General features: G+C 63.4%; 17 protein-coding genes. 11 read left to right on the top strand and 6 right to left on the bottom strand.

The annotated features are described in order from the left end of the window. Positions 1-2 precede the first annotated feature (2 nt). From ACQY39_RS14815 to ACQY39_RS14775, 9 genes are all read left to right on the top strand, one after another. The gene (locus tag ACQY39_RS14815) at positions 3-827 is read left to right on the top strand and encodes a hydrolase 2, exosortase A system-associated (protein WP_428507471.1); all 825 of its coding nucleotides are present in this window, start codon (positions 3-5) and stop codon (positions 825-827) included. After that, a complete protein-coding gene (locus ACQY39_RS14810) occupies positions 824-1,735 on the top strand; it encodes a hydrolase 1, exosortase A system-associated (RefSeq protein ID WP_428507469.1) in 912 nt (303 codons plus the stop codon). The genes ACQY39_RS14815 and ACQY39_RS14810 overlap by 4 nt, the downstream gene beginning before the upstream one ends. Continuing rightward, positions 1,732-2,964 carry a DegT/DnrJ/EryC1/StrS family aminotransferase gene (locus ACQY39_RS14805; RefSeq protein WP_428507467.1) on the top strand — a complete coding sequence of 411 codons (1,233 nt, stop codon included), beginning with the start codon at positions 1,732-1,734 and terminating at the stop codon, positions 2,962-2,964. Before ACQY39_RS14810 ends, ACQY39_RS14805 begins: the two co-directional genes overlap by 4 nt. Next, positions 2,961-5,168, top strand: coding sequence for a GNAT family N-acetyltransferase (locus ACQY39_RS14800; protein ID WP_428507465.1), 2,208 nt, complete (start codon positions 2,961-2,963; stop codon positions 5,166-5,168). The genes ACQY39_RS14805 and ACQY39_RS14800 overlap by 4 nt, the downstream gene beginning before the upstream one ends. 9 nt (positions 5,169-5,177) lie before the next feature. Next, positions 5,178-5,897, top strand: a complete 720-nt coding sequence (locus tag ACQY39_RS14795) for a tetratricopeptide repeat protein (RefSeq protein ID WP_428507463.1) — start codon at positions 5,178-5,180, stop codon at positions 5,895-5,897. 53 nt (positions 5,898-5,950) lie between these two features. Then, positions 5,951-7,414 carry a lipopolysaccharide biosynthesis protein gene (locus ACQY39_RS14790; RefSeq protein ID WP_428507461.1) on the top strand — a complete coding sequence of 488 codons (1,464 nt, stop codon included), beginning with the start codon at positions 5,951-5,953 and terminating at the stop codon, positions 7,412-7,414. Between the two features lie 5 nt (positions 7,415-7,419). Then, entirely contained in the window at positions 7,420-8,490 is a 1,071-nt protein-coding gene (locus tag ACQY39_RS14785) for an acyltransferase family protein (protein ID WP_428507459.1), read from the top strand. Between the two features lie 71 nt (positions 8,491-8,561). Beyond that, positions 8,562-9,449: a sialate O-acetylesterase gene (locus ACQY39_RS14780; protein WP_428507457.1), complete on the top strand. Its 888-nt coding sequence runs from the start codon at positions 8,562-8,564 to the stop codon at positions 9,447-9,449. A gap of 256 nt (positions 9,450-9,705) precedes the next feature. After that, positions 9,706-10,890 carry a hypothetical protein gene (locus ACQY39_RS14775; protein ID WP_428507455.1) on the top strand — a complete coding sequence of 395 codons (1,185 nt, stop codon included), beginning with the start codon at positions 9,706-9,708 and terminating at the stop codon, positions 10,888-10,890. 31 nt (positions 10,891-10,921) lie between these two features. On the opposite strand, the gene ACQY39_RS14770 is transcribed toward ACQY39_RS14775, so the two are convergent. Beyond that, complete coding sequence (locus tag ACQY39_RS14770; protein WP_428507453.1) at positions 10,922-12,430, bottom strand: hypothetical protein; 1,509 nt, start codon at positions 12,428-12,430, stop codon at positions 10,922-10,924. Positions 12,431-12,959: 529 nt separating this feature from the next. On the opposite strand from ACQY39_RS14770, the gene ACQY39_RS14765 reads away from it, so the two are divergent. Together ACQY39_RS14765 and ACQY39_RS14760 are read left to right on the top strand one after the other, a co-directional pair. After that, entirely contained in the window at positions 12,960-14,555 is a 1,596-nt protein-coding gene (locus ACQY39_RS14765; protein ID WP_428507451.1) for an asparagine synthetase B family protein, read from the top strand. Between the two features lie 60 nt (positions 14,556-14,615). Then, the gene (locus ACQY39_RS14760) at positions 14,616-15,938 is read left to right on the top strand and encodes a putative O-glycosylation ligase, exosortase A system-associated (protein ID WP_428507449.1); all 1,323 of its coding nucleotides are present in this window, start codon (positions 14,616-14,618) and stop codon (positions 15,936-15,938) included. A gap of 10 nt (positions 15,939-15,948) precedes the next feature. On the opposite strand, the gene ACQY39_RS14755 is transcribed toward ACQY39_RS14760, so the two are convergent. The 5 genes from ACQY39_RS14755 to ACQY39_RS14735 are packed head-to-tail and all read right to left on the bottom strand — an operon-like array spanning position 15,949 to position 23,387. After that, positions 15,949-17,559, bottom strand: a complete 1,611-nt coding sequence (locus tag ACQY39_RS14755) for a polysaccharide lyase (RefSeq protein WP_428507447.1) — start codon at positions 17,557-17,559, stop codon at positions 15,949-15,951. A gap of 12 nt (positions 17,560-17,571) precedes the next feature. Beyond that, complete coding sequence (locus ACQY39_RS14750) at positions 17,572-18,528, bottom strand: polysaccharide deacetylase family protein (RefSeq protein WP_428507445.1); 957 nt, start codon at positions 18,526-18,528, stop codon at positions 17,572-17,574. Between the two features lie 39 nt (positions 18,529-18,567). Continuing rightward, positions 18,568-19,926, bottom strand: a complete 1,359-nt coding sequence (locus ACQY39_RS14745; protein WP_428507443.1) for a phenylacetate--CoA ligase family protein — start codon at positions 19,924-19,926, stop codon at positions 18,568-18,570. Between the two features lie 3 nt (positions 19,927-19,929). After that, positions 19,930-22,074, bottom strand: a complete 2,145-nt coding sequence (locus tag ACQY39_RS14740; RefSeq protein WP_428510828.1) for a glycosyltransferase — start codon at positions 22,072-22,074, stop codon at positions 19,930-19,932. Continuing rightward, on the bottom strand, positions 22,071-23,387 hold the full coding sequence (locus ACQY39_RS14735; protein ID WP_428507433.1) for a nucleotide sugar dehydrogenase: 1,317 nt from the start codon (positions 23,385-23,387) through the stop codon (positions 22,071-22,073). The genes ACQY39_RS14740 and ACQY39_RS14735 overlap by 4 nt, the downstream gene beginning before the upstream one ends. Between the last annotated feature and the right edge of the window lie 98 nt (positions 23,388-23,485).

The raw sequence follows: 23,485 nt of genomic DNA, 5'->3' as shown, positions 1-23,485 counted from the left end.
GCATGAGCGCGCCGCACGCCGTATTCCTGGATGCCCCTCATAGCGCTGACCAGCGCTATGCCCTGCTTCACCGGCCTGTGGGTCCGCTTCGCGGGCGCGTGCTCTACCTCCCTCCTTTCGCGGAGGAGATGAACAAAAGCCGGCGCATGGCCGCCCTGCAAGCGCGGGCGCTGGCCGAAGCCGGCTACGCCGTGTTGCAGCTGGATCTGCAAGGCTGCGGCGACAGCGATGGCGACTTTGCCGATGCCTCCTGGCAGGGCTGGATTCAGGATTGCCTGCTGGGCCTCGAGTATCTAAATGCCCAGGTCGGCGCTGAAACGCCCCTGACTCTCTGGGGCCTGCGTGCCGGCTGCCTGCTCGCCCCCGCGCTGGCCGAAGCGCTGAGTGAACCTTGCCATTTCCTGTTCTGGCAACCCAGCACCCAAGGCAAGCTGGTGCTCCAGCAATTCATTCGCTTGAAAACCGCCGCCGCCATGATGGACGGCCAGCAAAAAGGCATGGCCGAGCAAGTGCGCCAAGCCTTGGCCCAGGGCGAATGCGTGGAAATCGCCGGTTATCGCCTGCCCCCCGCCCTGGCCCAGGGCCTGGAGGCCGCCAGCCTCAAACCGCCGCAGCGCAAAGGCGATGGCGAAGCGCGTCTGGCCTGGATCGAAATCTCACGCACGGCGCCAGAGCTGAGCCCCGCCTCACAAACCATGAGCCAGCAATGGGCGAACGCCGGCTACCGCCAGCAAAGCGCTGTGGTGGCTGGCCCCGCGTTCTGGCAGACGACAGAAATCGAAGACGCGCCGGATCTGCTGCCCACCACCCTGGAGCTGATGGCATGAGTGCGGTGACGCCAAGCGCTTACCGCCAGCAGTGCCTGAGCTTCGACTGCGAGGGACAGACCCTGCAGGCCGTGCTGACGCTGCCGCCTGCCGCCACGACCATGGATGATCTGGGTGTGCTGGTGGTGGTGGGCGGCCCGCAGTACCGCGCCGGCAGCCACCGCCAGTTCACATTGCTGGCTCGTGAGTTGGCGCGCCAGGGCTTCCCAGTGCTGCGTTTTGACCACCGGGGCTTGGGCGACAGCAGCGGCCTCTTGCATGATTTCAAGCAGATCACACCCGACATCGGCGCCGCCATTGAGGCCTTCCAACGTGCTCACCCCGACCTGCGCCGGGTGGTCATCTGGGGCTTGTGCGATGCGGCTTCAGCGGCGCTGATGTACTGGCAGCGCAGTCGCGACCCACGCATCGCGGGCCTGTGCCTGCTCAACCCCTGGGTTCGTTCCGAAGCCAGCCTCGCCAAGGCCACCGTCAAGCATTACTACCTGGACCGTCTCAAGCAACCTGACTTCTGGAAGAAGCTGCTCAGTGGCCGGGTTGCCGGCGCCGCCATCCGCGATTTGGTCGGCAATTTGCGCCGTGCGCGCGGGGCTGGAGCCGGCACGCGCGCCGCAGCCTCCATGAACTTCCAGCAAGAAATGGCGCTCGCCTGGACGGAGCTGAAGTCCCCACTGCTGCTGATCCTGAGCGGACGGGACCTGACCGCCAAGGAATTTCTGGAGCATGCGCAGGCCGACGCGGCTTGGCAGGGCTTGCTGCAGGCTCCCCATGTGACGCGAGCCGATTTCCCCGAGGCCGACCACACGTTTTCGAATGCGCAGGCGCGCGATCAGGTGGCCCAAGCGACCGCCGCTTGGCTGCGTCAGCACCTCAGCTCGCCAGCGGCGCGAGATCCGGCTCGGTCATGAGTCGCGCCCCCGAGCCTGGCTTGCGTCGTTTGCGCTTCGACGCCAGCCCTTGCAATTTCCCGCGTGCGGCCGTGCCGATGCTGGCGCCGGTTGATCGCCGCCAACTCAGCCTCCTGCGCCGAGATGGTGTGACGCTGGATACCACGCGCACACAGGTCTTTCTGCGCGGCCGCTACGGGCTGCATGAAGCGCTTCGCCGCGCAGGGCTCGGACCCGGCAAACGGCTGTTGGTCCCGAGCTATCACTGCCCCACCATGGCAGACCCCGGCTTGCGGCTCGGTGCCGACATCGTTCTCTATCCGCTGAAGGCCGATTTGACCGTCGATGTGCAGGCACTGCAGCGGCTGCTCCAGGCCGAGCCGCAGAGCGGCGATTGCCTGCTGCTGACCCACTTCTTCGGCATTGCGCAGCCTGTGGCGATCATCAAGGACCTCCAGGCCCTGTGCGCAACGCACCAGCTCCGTCTGATCGAAGACTGCTCGCACTGCCTGGCGCTCGGGCCAAGCAGCTTGCCCGAAAGCATCGGCTCGCATGGCGACTTTGCCGTGTCCAGCCCTTACAAATTCATTCCCGTGCCTGAGATGGGTTTGCTCTGGTCCAAGCAAGGTGGGACGCTGGACGCTTCCGACACCCCGCCCGCCACAGGGCGCCAAGGCTGGCGCCAGGCTGCAACCCTGCTGCGCGGATGGGCGACTCAACCGGGCCGAGCGCCAGCCTGGAAGGCGCCAAACCCCAAGTCCGCAGCCAGCGCCGCCCCCGCGCGCGAGTGGGAGGAGGACTGCGTGGGAATTTCCTCGCACTACTTGCCCAGCGAAGAGGGTCGCCATCATCTGCCCATCTCCAGTTTCATCCTCGAACGCACGCCGCTGAAGCTCGTCACCGAGCGCCGACGCGAGAACTTCCAGCGCTGGCTGTCACTGTGCAAGGGTCTGCCTCAACTGCAGCCCCTGCACGCAACGCTGCCAGATGTATGTGTGCCCTATATGTTCCCTGTGCTGCTGGACGCCCCCGGAATACACTTTGCGGTACTGAAGCATGCCGGTCTGCCGATCTGGCGCTGGGACGATGAGCTGGCCTCGCCATGCGACACCGCCAGCCGCTACCGTCTAGGGCTGCTGCACCTGCCCTGCCATCAAGGCTTGAGCGAGGGTCAATGGCAATGGATGGAGCGGACACTGCACGCCTGCTTGAACGGCGCAGGACTGAGCCACGCGGGAGCCGTCGCGTGAGCGGCGTTTGGAGCTGCCATGCACTGCAACGTGGCCTCGGCGAGTTCAGTGCGGAATGGGATGAGCTGAACAGCCGCAGCTTCCGCGCGCATCCCATGCTCTGGAGCGGATTCGTCAATCAGCTGCTGCGCCATTTCGGCAACGGCAGCGAGCTGTTCTGCGTGCGCCGCCTTGAAGGCAAGGCCGACGCCATGCTGGTGCTGCGGCGACGTGACTTCGGCACCTGGGCCACCTTCTTGCCGAGCCAAGCTCAAATCGCCCCGGCCCTGCTGCCGGATCTGGCCGCCGCTCAAGACCTGTTGCGCCATCTGCCCTCGCCGGCCTGGGCGCTGGATCTGATGTGCATCGACACGGGCTTCACGCAAACGGGCGGGCTCGAAGCAACACCGCGAGCGGCCAGCCGCACGCTGGAGCATGCTCGCACCATTGCCATCCCCATGACTGGCAGCTTTGAGAGCTACTGGGCCAGCCGACACAAAAAGCTGACCAGCAATATGCGGCGTTATGAACGCCGCATGCAGGAAGAGGCGCTGCAGCCCGAGTTCCGGATCGTGGATCAGGCACTCGAGATTGATGCCGCCGTGCTTCGCTATGCCGCATTGGAATCGCGCGGCTGGAAAGGCAGCACCGGAACGGCCTTGACTGCCGACAACGAGCAGGGACACTTCTACCGGGACATCATGCGCGAGTTCGCCCAGCTGGGCAAAGCGCTGGTGTTTGAAATGTGGCTGGGGGCCGAGATGGTCGCCTCCCGCCTGGTGATTCTGCGCAACGAATCGGTGGTTTTTCTCAAGACCACCTATGCAGAGGCTTATGCCAAACTGGCTCCGGGAAGGATACTGCTGATGTTTGTCATTAGGAACCTGCACCAACGCTACCCGGGCCGACGCATTGAGTTCTACACCAATGCCGACCAGGACTTGTTGTCTTGGGGCAGCGAGACTCGCCTGATCCTGCATTTCAGCCTGTATCGCCACGCCTTGATGGCACGAACCTTCAGCGCCGCACGCCGAGCCCGGCGTTTCTTCACGCCAGCCTTGCTCGACCCGACCATGCCTCAAGCAGATGACGCCTTGGAGCTCTACAAACAGCCGGGCGAGTTTCCCGAAGACGTCAAAGCCTTGATGGCCCAAGCCGAGCGGCGATCGGCACAGTTCAGCTCGGACTGGTACCAAGTGCTGCTCGACACGGTCATGACGGCCGATGACCACCCGGGCTTTTACGTGCTGCGGCGCCATGGCAAGCCCTTGATCGTGCTGCCCGTTCGCATGGAGATGGACCGTGCGCCCCACCACGGTCGCCTGGTGGCGCTGGGCAACTACTACACCGCACTGTACGCACCGGTGCTGGCCCCAGAGACTCAAGTTGCCGATATCGCGCAGATGTTCCGGCTGATCCTGGCCCAGCGACCCGAGACCTATGCCCTCTACTTTGCGCCCCTGGACCATGATTCCGACGCCTACCGCATGCTGGGCGAAGGCATGCGCCAGGCTGGCTTGAAAACCCACCCCTACTTCTGCTTCGGCAACTGGTTCCAGACCATCACCATTGGTGGCGAGGCCTTTGTCGACCAGCTGAGCAGCAGCTTGCGCGGCACGGTCCGCCGCATGCGCAAGAAGTTGCTGCAAGAACAAGGTCGGCTGGAGGTGATCTGCGACCCGGCCGATCTAGAGCGTGGCCTGGAGGCCTTTGCCTCGGTCTACGCGCGCAGCTGGAAAAAGCCCGAGCCCTACCCCGACTTCATCCCCAACCTGATGCGCAAATGCGCGCAACGTGGCTGGCTGCGCCTGGGCCTGGCTTGGCATGGCGACACGCCCATCGCCGCCCAGCTGTGGCTTTCAGCCCATGGGCGGGCCGACATCTACAAGGTGGCATACGACGAAGAGTACAAGCGTTTCGCTCCCGGCAGCGTGCTGACGGCCGAAGTGATGAAGCATGTGATCGACATCGATCAGGTGAAGGAAGTGGACTATCTGATCGGTGACGACGCCTACAAGAAGCGCTGGCTCAGCCAACGCCGCGAACGCTGGGGCTGGGTGGCGTACAACCCGCGAACTTGGCCGGGTCTGCGTTTCCACATCCGAGACCGGTTGGCCGAACTGCTCAGACCCTGGGCCGCACGGCTGCAGCAGCTCGTGCAAAGACTGCGCAAATCACCAGACGGTGCAGCATCGCAAGCGCCGAACCTCCCTGACAATGCTTGAATGCAAGCCATGTCCTCAACCCGTATCGCCATCCGCCGCCCTCGTCTGCTCCACGGCACCATGCTGGTGGTTGCGGTCCTGTGCTTGACACTCCATGCGCCAGCCCGAAGTGCCGAACAGGGCAATTTCACGGCAGGTGAAATTTCGCTGCTGCCGGACTTCTGCCAAGACCGCCTGAACTATCCCGTCTATTCCTTTTCCCATCCCAAATGGGCGTACTGGGGCAGTCGGATGGGCGAGACCTTCAAGCACGTGCACCACTATTGCTGGGCCTTGGTCAGCCTGCGACGTGCCAGCATGACCCCCAACAAGGAAAAGCGGGCTCATCTGGTTACTACGGCCATCAACGACCTGGAGTACGTGATCAGCAATGCCACGGCCGACTTCCGCTTGAAGCCAGAGGTCTATGCGCGCATCGGCGACGCGGCCTTACAGCTGGAAAACTTCAGCAAGGCCTTCGACGCCTACGACAACGCCCGCCAACTCAAGCCAGGTTATCCCCCTGCTTACACCGGCTGGGCTGATGTGCTGTTCAAGGCCGGACAAAAAGATGCGGCCCGTGAATTGATCGAAGAAGGCTTGCGCCACGCGCCTGAATCCCCGGAACTGCGCAGCACGTTCCGGCGCTACGGGGGTGACCCGTCCAAGGTTGTACCGCACGCGCCAGCTGTGGCGGCGTCCGCCGTGGCCCCTAGTGCCCCCGCCAGCGCCGCCGCCGGCAGCCGCTGACTCCAGCCCCGCCTGCCCATGGCTTTGTTTGCCCTCGAGATCGCCGCTGCCTCATGACCACTGTCCGCCGCTCCCTGGCCTATTCCCTGGCCGACAACTATCTGGGCGTGGTGCTGCAATTGCTGAGCACCCTGGTCATTTCCCGCCTGCTGAACCCCACCGAGATCGGCATCTTCGCCGTGGCGGCGGTGCTCTCCAGTCTGGCTTCGACCTTCCGGGATTTTGGCGTCGCCGAATACCTGATCCAGGAGAAGGAACTGAGCGACGACAAGATCCGTGCCTCGCTGGCGGCCAATATCGGTGTGTCCTGGCTGATGGCAGCCCTGCTCTTTTTTGGCAGCAGCTGGGTCGGTGAGTTCTACCGTCAGGATGGCGTGACCGATGTGCTGCGCGTGCTGTCGCTGAACTTTCTGCTTGTGCCATTTGGCGCCGTCACCATGGCCTGCTTCCGGCGGGACATGAACTACCGGCCCATTTTCCTGGTCAATATCAGCGCCAATCTCGTCGGTTTCGTCGTCGTGATGGCATGCGCCCTGGCTGGTCTGGGCTATATGAGCATGGCCTGGTCTTCGCTGGCCTCGATCGTCTGGACCGTGGCCCTGGCCAACTTCATGCGGCCGGCCAGCATGCCGCGTTGGCCCGGACTCAAGGGCATTGGCGAGGTCATCCGTTTCGGCAAGCAGGCGACGGGCATCTACCTGTTCTCCCAAGCAGGTCGAAGCGCCCCTGAGGCCGTCATCGGCCGGGTGCTCGATATGGCGGCCGTGGCCTTCTACAGCCGTGCCAACGGCCTGATGGAGATTTTCAACCGGACGGTCTTGCGCGCCGTCATGCCCATCTGCCTACCCTACTTCGCACGCGCTGCGCGTGCCGGCGAAGACGCCAAGACTGGCTATATCAAGGCCCTGGCCTTGTTGACCGGCATCGGCTGGCCCTTCTTCCTCTTCATCGGTCTGCTGGCCTATTCCGCCATCCGCATTCTTTACGGCTCGCAGTGGCTGGACAGCGTGCCGCTGGCACAGATCCTTTGCCTGGTGGCTGCGGCGGAACTGCCCTACTACCTGGCCGGTGAAATGCTGATTGCACAGGGCCGCATCGACCTGGCGACCAAACTCCAGTTCGCCACGCAGTGCTTCCGCCTGCTGGCCCTGGCCTTGGTGCTTCCTTTCGGCCTGGTCGGCGCCTGCTGGGGCCTGCTGTTCGCGGCGCTCTGCACCGCCGCCGTGTCTCACGCCCTGCTGCACAAGGTCGTGGATTTCCGGCTGCAGCACCTATTTGCGGCCTGCCGCAGCAGTGCGCTGGTGGCCGTGCTGAGCTTCATCCCGGCATGGCTGCTGATCCAAGCAGTACCGCTCAACGCTGACAATTTCGTCCGCATGCTGCTTGCAGCGGCCGGACTTTCCATCCCGGTCTGGTTGCTGGCCATCAAGGCCCTCAAGCATCCTCTGTGGCTGGAGTTCAGCACCCTGGGCACTGCAGTAGCCCAGAAAATCAAGTTGCGAAAGCGTACGGCATGAGCTCAATGCCCCCTTCCTCAGCCGCTTCAGTAAGGCTGGATCAGGTTGATGCCTTGCGGGGCTTGGCGGCCCTTGCCGTTGTCCTGTTTCACTACACCACCCAGCACCAGAAGCTGTTCGCTCCGGTGACCAGCGCGAGCTTCTCGGTGCCCTGGGGCCACCTCGGCGTGAACCTGTTTTTCATCATCAGCGGCTTCGTCATTTTCATGACCCTGGACCGTTGCCGGCAGCCCATGGACTTCGTGGTGTCACGCTTCAGCCGCCTGTTCCCGTCCTACTGGCTGGCCATCGGCCTGACCTTTGCGGTGGTCAGCACTTTCGGCTTGCCGGGCAAGGAGGTGAGCCTGTGGCAGGCGCTGGCCAATGTGTTCATGCTGCATGGCTTTGCCCACGTGCCGCATGTCGACGGGGTGTACTGGACCCTGGAAGTGGAGATGTTGTTCTACATCGCCATGTTCACGCTGTACCGCACAGGGCGTTTGTCATCCATTCATCGTGCCATCGCGGTCCTGCTCTCGATCAAGCTGGTCTACCTGGCCTGCGGGCAGTTCCTGGCCGTCGATCTCCCCTGGATCCTGCATCGCGCGCTGTTCCTGAGCACCGCACCTTGGTTTGCCCTGGGCATCTGTGTGCGTCAGATGACACAACTTGCTGGTGTCACCCAAGCACCGGCACCGGGCCTGAAGCGCAGCCTGGCTGGCTCTGTACTGCTGGCCTTGCTGACCATTGCATGGGGTGAAGGCTGGCCGATGGCTTTGCTGGCAGCGGGCTTGACCGCCCTCGTCTATGCAGCGGCACTGGGGCGCTTGCCGATGCTGCGCATGAAACTACTGGGCTGGCTGGGAGCGATCTCCTACCCGCTCTATCTGCTGCATGAGAACATCGGTTGGGTATTGATGAACCAGTTGCTGGCTCGTGGTTTGCCCACTGACGTGACCATCGCCTTAACGCTGGTCTTCAGCCTCGCCCTGGCTCACTTGGTGACGCAAGCGGTCGAGCGCCCGGCCATGGCGGCCATCCGCCGCCGCTGGGTGCAGCGGCAAGGCGCGAAGCGCGGTCCCGTCCACTCCGCTTGAAAACCCGCGTGAACTCGGCGCCCGGCTCCACCCCAACAACCGCGCGCGGGCGCCGCGGTAGGCAGTGGGCCATGTGGCTGCTGCTCGCCTCAGTGCTCGCTGCTCTTGCAGCATGGCAGGCCTTGCAACTGAGGCAGCAAGCCAGGCGAGATGCCTGGCTCAACGACGAACTCGCTCAGCGAGCCCAGCCACCACTGGCCAGCGCCGGCTGTACGAGCGACGATTCGGCACCACTGAAGCTTCTCGTTCTGGGGCAATCCAACGCAGGCAATCATGGCCCCAGCGTTGGCGGCAGGTCCGAACAATCGCAAGTGCAGATGCAGCTCGGTGGGGCCTGTGTGGCCGTTCAAGACCCCTTGCCGGGCGCCAGCGGCAATGGCGCCAGCATCTGGAGCCAGTTGCCGGAGAAGCTTCGCCAAGACGGGCTGAAGCGCACGCCACGGATTGCGTTGCTGGCAATACAGTCCACCACCATCGAAGACTGGGCCCGCCCAAGTAGCCCCTTGAATCAGGCCTTGCGGCAAGAGCTTAAGGCGCTGAGCGCCGCGGCCTGGGTGCCGGATATGGTGCTTTGGCAGCAAGGCGAGGCAGACGTCCTGTCTGGCACATCGAGCGCCGCCTACATCCGAAGCTGGGAACATTTGTTGCGTCAGCTGAAGGAGGCAGGCGTACACGCCCCCGTTCTACTGGCGCGATCGACCCACTGCCAACTCGCGCAGGCGATAGGTACCGAAAGCAAGTCTCAGGCATTGGCGGTGAACGCGGCCACAATTCGTGGCGCACTGCAAACCTTGGCACAGCAGCATGACCAGTTGCAGCTCGGGCCGGACACCGACGCCTTGGCCGACCTCACACTGCGCCGTGACGGCTGCCATTTTTCGACCAAGGGATTGGACGCAGCCGCACAGCTCTGGAGCGAGGCGATCGTCGCCAAACTCCATCCAAAGCAAGCCCAGTGAACCGAGCCGCAACCTCCCTCCCCGCCCCGGCATGAAAGACCCAAAGATGAAACCTCGGGTGCAACGACGGGACTTTCTCCAGTCGGTGATCGGCCTCGGAGGGGCCGCCAGCTTGGTGGCCTGCGGTGGTGGCGGAGCTGCTGGCGCCACACCTTCGCCGTCCCCACCACCGGCTCCACCACCGCCAGCCCCAGCGCCGCCCCTGAAGCTTGAAGGCAGCAGTTGGACACCCAATCGCGATGCTGCCGGACAAGTCTTGGCCAGCGACTGGATCCAGCTGCCGACGATGCGCTGGTTTTTCGTCGGCGATGCGATCCTGGATACCGTGATCGAAACGCCGCGCTATCCCAAACCCAAGGCCAACAGCGGTGACGGTAGCCCCAACATCATTGCGGCTTGGGGCGGCGCGGCCTGGGACTATCTGAATCAGGTGATGTACATCAGCGGTGGCGGACATGGCGATGCGCATGAGTGCGAGACCGGCATCTACGCATTGAACGCCGCCCAACTGCAGTTCAAGCGAGTGGTCAATCGCTCGCCTCTGGACACGGTACAAAGCTGGGACTTCAGCCAGGGCAAGGTCATGCCTCAATCTTCAGGCAACGCGACCAACATGCCCCTGCGACACGGTGTGCCGGCCTCCATTCACACCTACGACGGCCTGGTCTGGATACCTCCAGGCCTGCCTGGCGCCGGGCCTTCAGCGGGCGGGCTCTTCTACCCGGGCAATGCCCGCGCCATCGTGAACTTGGACCTGGCTCAATATTCGAACGCTCACTGGTTCAACCCCTTGAATGCCAGCGGCAATTGGTCCTACTGCGCGGCTTTTCTGGACGGCAGCGCACTCTACGGGCCGCACGACAGCTTTGCCTATTTCAAGTTTGACCTGAACGGCAGCGAAGCCACAGACTGGAGCCCGCAAAGCCTGGGGCAGCTGAAGTTCAACGCTTTCAGTTCCAGCACGGCGCTGCCCTATGCCAACCGGGCCTGGACCCTGATGCGCGAACGTCGCGAACAGGTATCTCTGTTTGGCGATGCTTCAGGCGTGAGAGTGCACCACGGCCGAGCACTGGATGCCAAGGCCAGCAACTGGACGAACTATCACGAGCGCTTGAATCTGAGTTCTTCAGACGGCTCCCACCGTGACTTCAACAGCGCAAACCTGGCCGACGATGGCGCTTTGGCAAACGCCGGCATGCACTACGACCACACGCTCGCCTGCCTGTGGGTACAAAGCAATGCCAAGGATGGTGCGCTCTACCGGATCGACGGTCTGGACAGCACGAACTGGCGCGTCAGCCGGCAGGCAGGTCCCGCGGCTTTGAGCGACGCTGGACACGGCACTTGGGGCCGATTCCGGGTCGCGCGCATGGGAGGCGTCAATGTAGCCTTGCGAGTGAGCAGTTCCACTGAGCCGCCTCAGGTCCTGCGCCTGAGTTGATCCGGCGCAGGGCTTAGTCAGGCGCCCTAGCTCAGCCGGCGCTGCGCGGACCGATGTACTCGCGCGCGATCACCACCGAGTTCATGCGGAAATGCATATCTGCGGCCGCGGCCTCTGTGCCACCGTGGTACCAGTCCAACCAAAAACCCTGGATGCCCATCTCGGGGTGGCGGCGCCAACGCAGATCCTTGCGCTCCCAAGCCAGGACCCCATCGACCCAGACACGGTATTGGCCATCTCGATTGGCCACGCCGTTGCCAAACTCGTCGTACGGGCCACTGATGGTGTTCATGACGATCTCGTGCTCGATCGAGAACCAGCGCTCCTTGCTCAGCACCACGCCTGTCCAGTAGCAATCCTCGCCAAACGCGGAGGCCTGATCGAGGTGGTACATGTAGTTGGCCATGGTGAACAGGCCGTCATAAGGGTTGCCATCCTTGCTGGCCATGCCCCCCAAGCCGCGCATCGAGCAGCCCTCATAAGTCCAGCCCCCGGTGCTCGCGTTCGCCACCTTGCGGCCCGTACCGGGGGAGCCACCATTGCCGGTGGTGGACTGCCAGTATCCTGAACCGGTCGTATTCCACCAGCCGAAGCGCCCATCCCAACCGGGCATCTTGTTGGCCTGCAGCGTGGAGCCCCAATCTTTCTCCAGGTACACCATATAGCGAGCGAACAGGCGCGTCTCCACCGCACTTGGGACACCCTTGACACCACCGGTCACTACATTGCGCTGGAGATCTCCACCTTTCAACATGCCTTTGGCGATCACACCGCGAACATAGGTGCCCGTCGTCGGCGACTCCTGAACCTGGCTGAAACCAGGAGACATATCGCCAGCCTGCCAGCGCGCGCGATCAATGACGGAGAAATCAGTGGCGAAAAGTACTGAAGCGTGTTTACTGATACCTTGGTCGCCCAGGTATTTGCTGGCAAATCCAGACTGAGCCGTGCGACTGCCGGCGCCAATCCTGAAGGTCGGAGGGTTCAATTCGAAGGCATAAATGCTGCCGGGGTACTTCAGCTCGAGGCAATGCAACTTGAGCGTGGCTTTGCTGATCTGCCCGCTCACCTTGCTCAAATCGAACTGGATCGCAGCCAACCAGTTGCCCTTGGAAACCTCGAATTTGCTGCGGGTGTTCTTGCTCGCTGACGATGTTGGGCTCCAGGCCGCATTGCAGATGCACGGTAAGAGGAAGGTACCCTTATCGGTGACGACTTCCAACACCGGCTTCAAGCTGACGTCTGAATGGTGGCGACCCGCAAAATGGAAGGACCAATCTTGGTTCGTGCGCAGGTAAAAGCCACGGTTCACGCCCTGCGCAAGCCAGCGCTTGACCAGATCCCCGACCTCTAGATTGACCCAGCCCAAGGCCACGCTGGCGGTGGCATAGGGCACGGTTCCTTGCGCCACTTGCTTGGCGTCCAACCAGTCGCCGACGAGGACGTTCTGCCAGCCCAGCTTGAGTCGCTCACTCCAATACGTGTTGTTGGGACCACTGCCGCCGTCGTAGGTTAGGAACTGAGGCAATTCGCCGGTCACGGGTGCAGGCGCAGGTGCCGGGGCTGGCGTCACGGCTGGTGAGGGCGCAGGGCTTGGCGGCGGGTTTGGCGACGGACTCGGGTTCGGGGCGGGGATCGGCGTCGGAGCAGGTGCAGGTTTGGGTGCAACATCGCTTTCACCGCCACCGCCACCGCCGCCGCAAGCGGACAGGGACACGCCTCCCAGCGCAGCCAACGATGAGCGCAGAAACACGCGGCGCGCATCCCAAGCGCCCTCACGCTCCGCGCCAAAACTGGCTGGGCCTTCTTCCTTGATCAAATCACTGTCTCGCTTCAAAACATTGCTTTCGATTGACCGTGCACACACACATTTTTCCCGGGACGCCCTGATTGAAGGGTTGAGGATCCAATATCGACCACTATAGTCACGCCTTTCGGCTGGAATTCGGCCGCGCCCACCCTCTTTTTTGTCACCAATGGAAACAACTGCCCCTTTGCTTCAAGCCATTGTGCTCGGCCAGCCTCGTTTCAAGAATCCAGGAACTCAATCGATCCAGGCATCGGCGGGCATGGTTCAAGCATGGCTGGAAGCCCTGAAGCACGGACCAGCGGCGGCGGCACAAGGCGCAGAAGGTGACTTCGCCGTCGCTGTGAGCACCGAACAGGGGCAGGTGTTCATGGCGCAGGACCGCTTTGCGACCTACAGCTTGTGCTACCGCTTGGTCGGGGGACAACTCCAATTTGCCGAGCGAGCCGACGCCCTGGCAGACGATGCCACCGAACTCGACCCACAGGCCCTGTTCGACTATCTGTATTTCCACTGCATTCCCTCACCCCGAACCATTTACAAAGGCATTTTCCGCTTGCCGCCTGGGCATTACGCCTGGTTCGACCAAGGCAAATTGGAAGTCAAACCTTTCTGGCACCCCGAGTTCCGCGAGAACAAATCGCTGAGTTTCGAAGCGGGCAAGCAGGAGTTTTTGCGATTGATGCAGCAGTCGGTGCAGCGTCAGTTTGACGGCAGCAAGGCCGCGTGTTTCTTGAGCGGCGGCACTGACAGTTCCACCGTGGCCGGCATGTTGATGCGTGCCAGCCCCTCAGGCGCTGCCAGCTACTCCATCGGCTTCGATGCCGAGGGCTACGACGAGATGGAGTACGCCCGCCTGGCGGCACGCCATTTCGGCACCGAGCATCATGAGTATTACGTGACCCCGGATGATCTGGTGCGCAGCATCCCCACCATGGCGGCGCATCTGGATCAGCCCTTTGGCAACTCGTCGGTGCTGCCAGCTTTCTACTGCGCCAAGATGGCCAAGGAAGACGGCGTCAGCCGGCTGCTGGCAGGTGACGGTGGCGACGAACTGTACGGCGGCAATTCGCGTTATGCGACCCAGCGCTTGTTCGGCTTCTACGACCAGGTGCCGGGCATTCTGCGCACCGGTTTGATCGAGCCCATCGTCGGCAATGCCGCCCTGAGTCGCATTCCGCTGGTCCGCAAGGCCGGCAGCTATGTGCGCCAAGCCAAGCAGCCCATGCCGGACCGGCTGCAGAACTACAACCTGATCACGCGCGTCGGTCCGGAGCAGGTGCTGAGCCCCGCGCTGCTGCAGCAGGTCAAGCTGAATGGTCCTCTGGAGCATCAGCGCCAAGTCTGGCGCTCGACCCCACAGCCTTGCAGCGAACTCAACCGGGAACTGGCCTATGACTGGCGCTACACCCTGGGCGAGAGCGATCTGCCCAAAGTGCGGGCCGCCACCAGTCTGGCTGGCGTCTCGGTGGGCTTCCCGATGCTGGACCAAGGGCTGCTGGATTTCTCCTTGCAATTGCCCAGCAACTTCAAGTTGCGTGGCCAGAAGCTGCGCTGGTTCTTCAAGGAGTCGCTGCGGGGTTTCCTGCCGGACGAGATCATCACCAAGCGCAAGCAGGGCTTTGGTCTGCCCTTCGGTGTCTGGACGGTCAAGAATCCTGGCCTGCAAAAGCTGGCGCGACGCTCACTGGACTCCCTGGTCGAGCGCGGACTGGTGCGCGCCGACTACGTCCACACCCTGCTCAACGAACAGTTGCCGGCCTATCCAGGCTATTTCGGTGAAATGGTCTGGATCCTGATGATGCTCGAACAATGGCTGGAGCGACACAAGCCAGACTACCGTATTCAGGCGCACTGATCTCGCTGGCCTACTTCCCATCTTGAACCCTGCATACGCGCCACGCGCCTGGCCAACGCCATGAGAGACATCCTCATCACCATGATCATCCTGGGCCTGCTGCCCATGGTGATCAAACGCCCTTGGACAGGCACCGTGGTTTGGGTCTGGCTGGCCATGATGATTCCCTACCGCTTGGCCTATGGCTTCGCACGGGGTCTGCCCTTCGCCATGATCGTGGCGATCTGCACCGTGATCGGCATCATTGCCATGCGGCCCAAGATGGCCTGGCCAAAGAGCAGCGTGAAAACCGTCTACCTGATGTTCATCGGCTGGATGTTCGTCACCTCGATCTTTGCCCTGAACAGCTCAGCCTTGGTGACCGAGCAGTTGGTCACGGTGCTCAAGATCCATTTCATGGTGATGCTGGCGATCGCGCTCATCCACGAGCGCAAGCAGCTTGAAGCGCTGGTCTGGACCTTGGTGGGTTCCTTGGCTTTTTACGGGGTCAAGGGTGGCATCTTCACCATCACCAGCGGCGGCAGCGGCCGGGTCTGGGGCCCCTCAGGCGGCATCATCGAAGGCAATAACGAGATCGGCGTGGCCCTGGTCATCATCTTGCCCCTGCTCTACTACCTCTACCAGATCACGGAACGCCGCTGGCTTCGCCGTGGTCTGCTGTTCTCGGGTCTGATCAGCATATTGTGCGTGCTGGGCACCCAGTCACGCGGAGCCCTCTTGGCCATCGTGACCATGGCATGCATGCTCGGTTTGAAGAGCCGGCGGCCATTCCTGACACTGCTTGGCATTGCCGTGGTGCTGAGCATTGCGATTGTGTTCATGCCCGACAGCTGGAGCAGTCGCATGAACACCATCCAGGATTTCAAGGCCGATGGTTCAGCCATGTCGCGTCTTTACACCTGGACCACCTTGTGGAATTGCGCCGTGGACCGCCCTTTTGTCGGCGCCGGATTCCGCACTGACAACCCCATCGTGTTCCGGCTCTACGGCCCGGCCGTGGAAGTGGGCGGCTATGACTTCGCAGGGGGTCAGGTGCTGGTGGCGCACAGCATCTACTTCCAGGCCTTGGGCGAACATGGCTTCCCAGGGCTCATCCTCTTCTTGCTTCTCGGCATCGTGACCTGGGTGCGAGCCAGCGCCGTGTCCAACGCCGCATCCAAAATTCCGGAACTACAGTCCTGGCTGCCGCTCTTGATGCGCATGTCCCAGACCAGCTTGCTCGGTTTCGCCGTCGGCGGCGCCTTCCTGACTCTGGTGCACTTCGACTTGCCCTACTACCTGTGTGCCATCGTGATGATCGCCGATCACATCGTAAAAAAGGCTCAAACGCAAACACCGCCTCAGCCCGGAACAACGGCTGCCGGGGCCTTACCGGCGCACTGAGTTCCCGCCCTCAAGGGCGAGCAGGAGCGGCGGCCCGCATCGGGCCGATGTAACTGCGGGCGATCACCACGTTGTCGATGTAGAGGTGCATGTCTTGCGGCGCTGGCGACACGCCGCCGTGGTAGACATCGAACCAGACTTCCTCAATGGCCAGCCGCTTGGTGTCGCGCAGGCGCACACCGCTGCGCTTCATGACCTGCTGGCCATCGATCCAGGCCTCAACCACACCGTCAGCCTTGCCCGGCTGGTTCAGTTTGACGTGCTGCTCGATGCAGTACCAGCGCTCATTGCGCACCAGGCCGGTGGGGCCTTGCGACCAATCCCAGGGATCGCCAGTCTCGTCCTTCATGTCCGCGTGGTATGCATAGAAGTTCAAAGCACTGAGCTCGGCGACGGAGCGGTCCCCCGCTGGACGGCGCGCGAAGCCGCCACGCACCGACCAGCCATTGCTGCCATCGGCCTTGCGCCGGCCCCACCCGGCCTTGCCATAGGTACCGGCAATGCCGGGCAGCTTGCCGCCGTCCAGCACGGGCTGCCAGTCCGTGCCCAGGCGCAGGTAGTAGCGGAAGTAGAGCTCCTCGGGTTCGGGCTGACCGTGAGCCGCAAACTTGTAGCGCAGATCCAGCCCCAGGTTCTGGCCTTTCGGAATGCGCACTTTGAGCGCGCGCCCAGACCAAGGCTGGAAGCCGGGCGCCGCATCGTTCGCAGCGATCACGCCACCGTCGCCGCGCAGCACCCATTCACCGAACTGGCGCAGCCAGTTCGAGGCTTCAAAGTCCGCGTTGAACAAAACATCTGCATGGGCCGAAATACCGCGATCCCCCGGGTACTTGACCGCCAGGCCGTCCTGCGCCTGCGGCGGCCGGCTGAATGAGGGGTAAAGGGCAAAGCTGCCGACATCAATGAAGGCGCTGCCGTACTGCTGGTCCGACGTCAGCATCAGCACCGCCTTCTTGACCTTGGTCGATTCCGGAATCTCGAAGCGCAGCAGCACATGGCGGCCACCGCCCAGCTTGAGCTCCGGCCTCTGGCCCAAGCTGCTGAGGCTGCTGCAGTCAGTGAAGGTGTCAGCCGCAGGGATCAGGCGCAGGCGGCTGCCGTCTTCCAGTTCCAGCTTGAGCATCGGTCGCGCGGCTCGATCAGGCGATTCCTTGCTGTGGAAGTCCAAGATGTCGCCCGCGCCGGCCGCACCCACAGCACGCAGCAAGACCACACGAGGAAGACTTGGCGTAGCCTGCCAACGCTGCACCAAGCTGCTCAGGTCCATCTCTACAAAGGGCCGGCCCATGCCGCGCTGCAGCTTGAGCAGGGAGAAGGGGCGATCGCCTTGCGGTTTGCCCTGAGCATCGAGCCAGTCTCCGCCCGGATGTTGCCAGCGGATCTCGCCCATGCCGGTGAGAAAAGCGCAACTCGGGCCCGCCTCGCCATCACCGATCACCAAGCCAGGCCCGGCGTTGGCGGGCACCTGCGCCACGGCCTGATTCGGCCAAACCAATGTCTGCAGCAGCACGGCAGCACACAAGCCCGGGCGCGCCCAGAGGCGCCAAAACGATGCGCCTTCAAAAGGCGAAAGAGCGCAAAGCGCCGCGTTGGAAAGCTGGCTGCGGCGCAAGGCAGTCATGTGGGCCTCACCTCAGTGGCGGATCAGGTTTTCGACGATGCGGCTACGGTAGCGGAATCGGTTCGTGTCCCAGGGCGTGAAACGGGGCAGCTCGAACATCGAGTCGCCCTGGCGCGCCGCGCCCCAAACCGTGCTGACCGCGGCCAGGAAGCCCAGATCCTTGACCTGAGCCACGCTGTCGGCGTTGTAGTCCTGGCCCGGCTTGCCATTGGGGTAGGCGAACAGACGCACCGGCTCGCCGAGTACGCCCTCAAGGTAGTCCTTGCTGTCGCCAATCTCGCGCCGCATGCCAGCCGCGTCCAGGGTGGCCAGGATGGGATGGTTGACGGTGTGTGCGCCGATTTGCATGCCTGCGGCACGCAGCTGGCGGATGCCCGCATCACCCATCATCAAAGGCTGATCGTGGGCGCCGCCACACAAGGTCTCGATGGCGGCCACGCAGTGCAGGCGCTCATCCGGCGCCCGGTACTTGATGGCGCCAAGCAGCGCGTCGATGGCCTGCCGGCGGCTGCCGGCTTCGCCGATCTGAAAGCGTGAGCGCTCGTCGCCGGTAACCGTACTCAGGTCCAAGGCGCCCACCGGCGCATGCCGGATCGCCTCGATGATGCGGTCGTTCCACATCCGGCCCTGGCCCAGAAAGCCGGTGGCGATGAAGAAGGTGGCCGGCATGCGGAACTCTTGCAAGATGGGCAGGGCCACCGAGACATTGTCCTCGTAGCCATCGTCAAAGGTCAGCACGCAGGCTCGCGCCGGCAGGCTGCCACGGGCCAGGCGTTCGGCCGCCTCATCCAGCGGCATGACATGGGCCCAGTCCTTGAGCCAGCCCAGGATTTCGCGGAAGCGCTGTGCGTCCACTTCGCCAGGGAAAATGTCATCGGCCTGCGGCAGCACGCGGTGCAGGGTCAGAATGGTCAGTCGCCCGCGGGCGCCCGCCGGTGAGAGCAGGCCATAGGCCAGTTTCGTGAGCATGTCAGTGTTCCAAGTGCCTCAGGCCTTCACAGCCCAAACTCAAGATGCATAAGCCTTGACGCGGCTGATCACGTAGCGGAATTTTCCGGAAGCTTCGGCCGGGATGTCGTCCACCAGCAGCACCTCGACGCGCACCGACGCACCCAGCCGGCGCCGGAAGTCGTCCTCGATGCGCTGCACGCCAGCCGGATCAAATTCAGCGTTACGCACCACCTGCACCTGGGTGTGATCCAGGCTCAGCTGTTCGATGCGGAATTTCTCGACGCCGGGCAGATCGCGCACCGTGTAGATCAAGGCCAGGCCGTGCATGATGGTGCCGTTCTGCGCCACCACGAAATCGGTGCTGCGGCCATGCACCTCTTTCAACACCGGCAGGCTGCGGCCGCAGTTGCAAGCCTGGCTGCCCAGCACGCCCATATCGCCGGTGCGGTAGCGGATGAAGGGGAAATCGCGCGTGGCCATGTGGGTGACGACGATCTCGCCAATCTCGCCCTCGGCCACCGGCTGACCCTGAGGATCCAGAGTTTCGACGATCATGTCCTCGGCGCTGATGTGCAGGCTGCCGGCTGGGCATTGGTGGGCGATGAAGCCTGCGTCGCGTGCGCCATAACCATTCGCCACTGGGCAGGCGAAGGCCTCCGAGATCAGGCGGCGTTGCTCTTCGTACAGCCGCTCCGAGGTCACGAAGGCCACACGGATGCCGAGGTCGCGCATGCTCACGCCGCGCTTCATGGCATGGGCCGCGATCAGGGACAGGCTGGACGGGTAGCCAAACAACATGGCCGGACGGATGCGGCGGATGTCGGCCACAAAAGCGTCCAGCTTGGCCTCGCTCATCTCGAAGGCGGGCAGCAGGTGGCTGCGCATCAGCCCGTCACGCAGGCGGCGCACACGGTCCTGGGCACCGAGTTCAATGGGGCTGCCCCAGACCACGATTTCGGGGTCGCCAATGTCGACATTCCACCAGCGCGTTGCGCGCCACTTGGCCGCCACATCATGGCTCTTGCGGGCCTTGCCCATGAAGAAAATCAAAGGCTCGCCCGAGGAGCCGCCCGTGTTGTAGCGGCTCAGCACACCATGATTCTCGGCCTTGAGGCCTTCCTGATGAGCACGAATCAGCGGCTTGTCCAGGCGCGGCAGACGCCCCAGATCGGCCAAACTATGCAGCTCAGCCGGCTTGAAGTCCTGTTCGGCAAAGAGCTGACGGTAGTAAGGTACATGGCGTCCGACATCCTCCAGAAAAGCCCTCAGCTTGGTGAGCTGCACGGCCCGCAGTTCAGCCGGTGAAAGCCATTGGCTGCGTTCCAACTCGCGCAGGCGGGCCACGCTGTCATGGCCCTTCAAGGCCTCATGCAGCGGAAACAGCAACTGCGCGCAAAGATCGGTATAGACGTTCACAGTTCAATCACCCCGGACGGAGGCAAGCACAATGGGCGCCGCGGATGGCCGGCCAGCCTTGGCATAGGCAGCCAGCCACAGGGGCTTGACCGCGGACCAGGCATAACGCTGAGCCTCGAGATGCGCTGCCGCGCTGAAGCTCTGGGCCAGTGGCAGATCGGACAACAGCGACAGCGCCGCCGCGGCCATGGCCTCGGAATCGCCAATCGGTACCAGCAGGCCGGTGCGGCCATGCTCGAGCAGATCGGGAATGCCACCAGCATCGGTGCTCACCACCGGCACGCCACTGGCAAAAGCTTCCAAAATGGAAATGGGCATATTGTCCACAGTGCTGGCATTGAGGGCCAGGTCGGCGCGCTGGTAGAGCGCGGGCATGTCGGCATTGTTGACACGCCCGGCGAACTCAACTGCCGCCATGATCTGGAGCTGCTCGCACAGCTGGAGCAAGGCCTCCCGCTCGGGGCCCTCCCCGGCCACGATCAGGCGGGCTGCCGGGAAACGCTCGCGAACGCGCGCAAAGGCACGGATCGCGGTGGCATTGTCATAAATGGGCTCGAGATTGCGCGCCACCAGCAGCACCGGGGCGCTCGTTGCGGAGGCTGGCGATTTGGCCTTGAAGCGGGAGAGATCGATGATGTTGGGAATGATCTCGGCGCTCAGGCCATGCTTGGCAAACACCCGCTGCAAAAAAGCCGAGGGCGTGACACGCAAATCGGCCCGAGCCAGCAAACGCCTCACATGATTCGGCCCCTGGCTCAGGAACTCGTCGGCCAAGCCACCTCGGTAGTTGATGATCAGTGGTACACGACGTGCCAGGGCCAGGCGCGCCACCGGCAGGACAAACAGATGCCATGCCCAACCCGAGTTGGCCATGATGTGCACCACACGCGCACCGCGGATCTCGCGTCGGGCCGCCAGCACATAAGACAGCAGACGAACGACCGCACGCAAGACCGGAATACGGCCCGTCCAGGCGGGGCGGTAGGGCGAGTTGTTGCGCAGCAAGCGCACCGACACACCTTCGGCCTTGAGCAGGCGCAAGAGCTGCTCGCATTGGTTGGCCATGCCGCCGGCGGGCGGCGGCAGCGGCCCGACCACGAGGACATGGCCACGCTCCTGCGCCCACTGCTGCAGAGCCGGGCGCAGAGCACGCAGGCGCCAACTGCTGATGATCAAAACGCCCAGACCCAAAACCAAGCTCAGGCCCAACATTGGCAGCAAGGTCTTCAGCCGACGCAGGCGCTCATGGGCCGCGCGGCTCTCGGCCATCGGCCAGATGGCCATGCCAGGGTAGACGCCCGTGGCGATGGCGGCAAACTGCTCCATGCTGCGCGAGATCGCCCCTGTCAAGCGCACTGCCGGCTCGTGGTCGTAGCTCTCGAGGTTATCGCCCAGCCACTGGAACCACTGGGTCTCGCCGCGGTGGTAGTACTCCCAAGCCTTGGCCTCCTCGACATAGCCCGGGCGAGCCTTGGGCTCGATCGGCACCATGCGCAGCTCGGCATCACGGGCGAGCAAGGCGGCACGCACCTCGTGCGCCGACAGCGGCCCGTGACCCCGGCTGAAATAGACGTTATTGAACACATCCAGCAGCTGCCAGCGGGCCAGCGGCTCGTTCCAAATTTCGACCCAGATGTGGCCATGACCGCCGAAGCCATCGAACGCAAAGCCCCAGCTGCGCGTAGGAATCTGGGCTGCATGCGCCAAGGCCATGAAGCTGCGCACGAAATCGCCGCAATAGCCTTCGCCGTCCTGGACGATGCGTTGGTAGGTGCGCTGCAGATCGCTCTGAATCGGCCCACCGGTGAGCACCGGCGCCGAACTCAGTAAATGGGAGGCAATCGCCAGCGAGCGTTCCCAAGGCCCGGGAAGCTCGGCCAGGCCGAGCTTGCGCACCTGTTCGACAAACACAGGAGAGGCGGGCGTCTGTTCACGCTTGAAGCTGCGCGGCGGAGCCCCGGCCGGCCAATCGACGGCCGGATTGACGGACTCGTCCAGCACCAGAGCATTGCGCAGACGTACCCGGTCGGTGCTGCCCAGCACCTGCGGCAGCAGGATCAGCAGCGGCAGCACAACCAGCAAGCAGCCAAGGCGCTGGCCCCAGCGCCACCGGCCTTCGCTCAGCCAGGGCGAAGCGCCCGATTTCACCAGCAAAGCCCCTGCACCCGAGCCTTGAAGTCCGCCTTGTTGGGCAGGTTCACCAGGTCCAGCAGGTCCTGGTCCGCACGCGCCAGGCCCGCCACCTGCGCGGCGATCTCTGCGCCCGACAGACCCATCACCAGCACCTCGCTGTCCTGCACCACCTCGGCCAACTCGCCCTTGAGCATCTCGCCGATGTGCGGCAGATGCTTCTGCACAAAGCTGCGGTTCGCGCCCAGCAGGCTGGCCAGATGCACCTCAGGGTCATAAATCGACAGCTGCATGCCCTTGCCGATCAGCTGCTCGGCCAGGGTCACCAGCGGGCTTTCGCGCAGGTCGTCCGTGCCGGTCTTGAAGGACAGACCGATGAAGCCGATCTTGCGCTTGCCCAGGGCCAGCAGCTTGTCCAGCGCTTGGTCCAAGTGCTGGCGGTTGGAGGCCAGGATGCCCGAGAGCATGGGCAGCTCCAAATCGTGCGTCTTCGCCAGATAGGTCGTCGCGCGCAAATCCTTGGGCAGGCAGGAGCCGCCGAAGGCAAAGCCCGGCTTCAGATAGGCCTTGGAGATGTTGAGCTGCGTGTCCTGGCAGACCAGGTCCATCACTTCAAAGGCATCCACACCCAGCGCGCCGCACAGGCGCGCGGTCTCGTTGGCGAAGGTGATCTTGAGCGCGTGGAAGTTGTTGCAGCAGTACTTCATCATCTCGGCCGCGCGCACCGAGGTCTTCAGAAACTTGCAGGGCAGATGGCCGAACAAGGCTTGCAGCCGCTCGGCCGCGTAGTCATGGTTGGCACCGACGATGGTGAAGGGCGGCTTGTCGTAGTCGCGGATGGAGCTGCCTTCGCGCAGGAACTCGGGCTGGAAGCACAGGTGGAAGTCCACGCCGTCGCGCTTGCCCGAGGCGCGCTCGATGATGGGGCGCAGCACGTCTTCCACCGTGCCCGGCACCAGGGTCGAGCGGAACACCACCACATGCGGCTCGCTCTTTTGCTTGAGCGCTTCACCGATCTGCTCGGCCAGGCGCAGCACCGCGCCCTGGTCCTGGCTGCCGTTGGCCGCCGAGGGCGTGCCCACGCAGACCAGTGAGATCTCGGTGCTCAGCACCGCCTGCACCGCATCGGTCGTCACGCTGACATGGCCGCTGGCCGCGACTTGCGCCATCAGCTCCACCATGCCCTCCTCGACCACCGGCGTCTTGCCGTTCTTGATCAGGTCCAGCTTGGCCGGCTCGATGTCCACACCCACCACATCATGGCCGTCTCGCGACAAACAGGCCAGCGACACCGCGCCCACATAGCCCAATCCGAATATGCTGATCTTCATTGCTCTAAGTCTCCGAAATCTTGATGCAGCTCCGGGGCGCGAGCGCCCCGGAATCCACGTAGGCCCGCCATCAGCCAAAGCCGGGCAGGCTGGTCACA

This window comes from Roseateles sp. (assembly GCF_965262435.1).
Lineage (GTDB): Bacteria > Pseudomonadota > Gammaproteobacteria > Burkholderiales > Burkholderiaceae_C > Paucibacter_A.
Note: the sequence above shows the minus strand (reverse complement) of the source record. Positions and strands in the feature narration are given on the sequence as shown.

Bases quoted from the DNA above. Each gene is read 5' to 3' on its own strand.
- ACQY39_RS14805 (WP_428507467.1), top strand. From the start codon at position 1,732: ATGAGTCGCGCCCCCGAGCCTGGCTTGCGTCGTTTGCGCTTCGACGCC.
- ACQY39_RS14780 (WP_428507457.1), top strand. From the start codon at position 8,562: ATGTGGCTGCTGCTCGCCTCAGTGCTCGCTGCTCTTGCAGCATGGCAG.
- ACQY39_RS14735 (WP_428507433.1), bottom strand. From the start codon at position 23,387: ATGAAGATCAGCATATTCGGATTGGGCTATGTGGGCGCGGTGTCGCTG.
- ACQY39_RS14765 (WP_428507451.1), top strand. From the start codon at position 12,960: ATGGTTCAAGCATGGCTGGAAGCCCTGAAGCACGGACCAGCGGCGGCG.
- ACQY39_RS14810 (WP_428507469.1), top strand. From the start codon at position 824: ATGAGTGCGGTGACGCCAAGCGCTTACCGCCAGCAGTGCCTGAGCTTC.
- ACQY39_RS14815 (WP_428507471.1), top strand. From the start codon at position 3: ATGAGCGCGCCGCACGCCGTATTCCTGGATGCCCCTCATAGCGCTGAC.
- ACQY39_RS14750 (WP_428507445.1), bottom strand. From the start codon at position 18,528: ATGCTCACGAAACTGGCCTATGGCCTGCTCTCACCGGCGGGCGCCCGC.
- ACQY39_RS14790 (WP_428507461.1), top strand. From the start codon at position 5,951: ATGACCACTGTCCGCCGCTCCCTGGCCTATTCCCTGGCCGACAACTAT.
- ACQY39_RS14755 (WP_428507447.1), bottom strand. From the start codon at position 17,559: ATGACTGCCTTGCGCCGCAGCCAGCTTTCCAACGCGGCGCTTTGCGCT.
- ACQY39_RS14785 (WP_428507459.1), top strand. From the start codon at position 7,420: ATGCCCCCTTCCTCAGCCGCTTCAGTAAGGCTGGATCAGGTTGATGCC.
- ACQY39_RS14795 (WP_428507463.1), top strand. From the start codon at position 5,178: ATGTCCTCAACCCGTATCGCCATCCGCCGCCCTCGTCTGCTCCACGGC.
- ACQY39_RS14760 (WP_428507449.1), top strand. From the start codon at position 14,616: ATGAGAGACATCCTCATCACCATGATCATCCTGGGCCTGCTGCCCATG.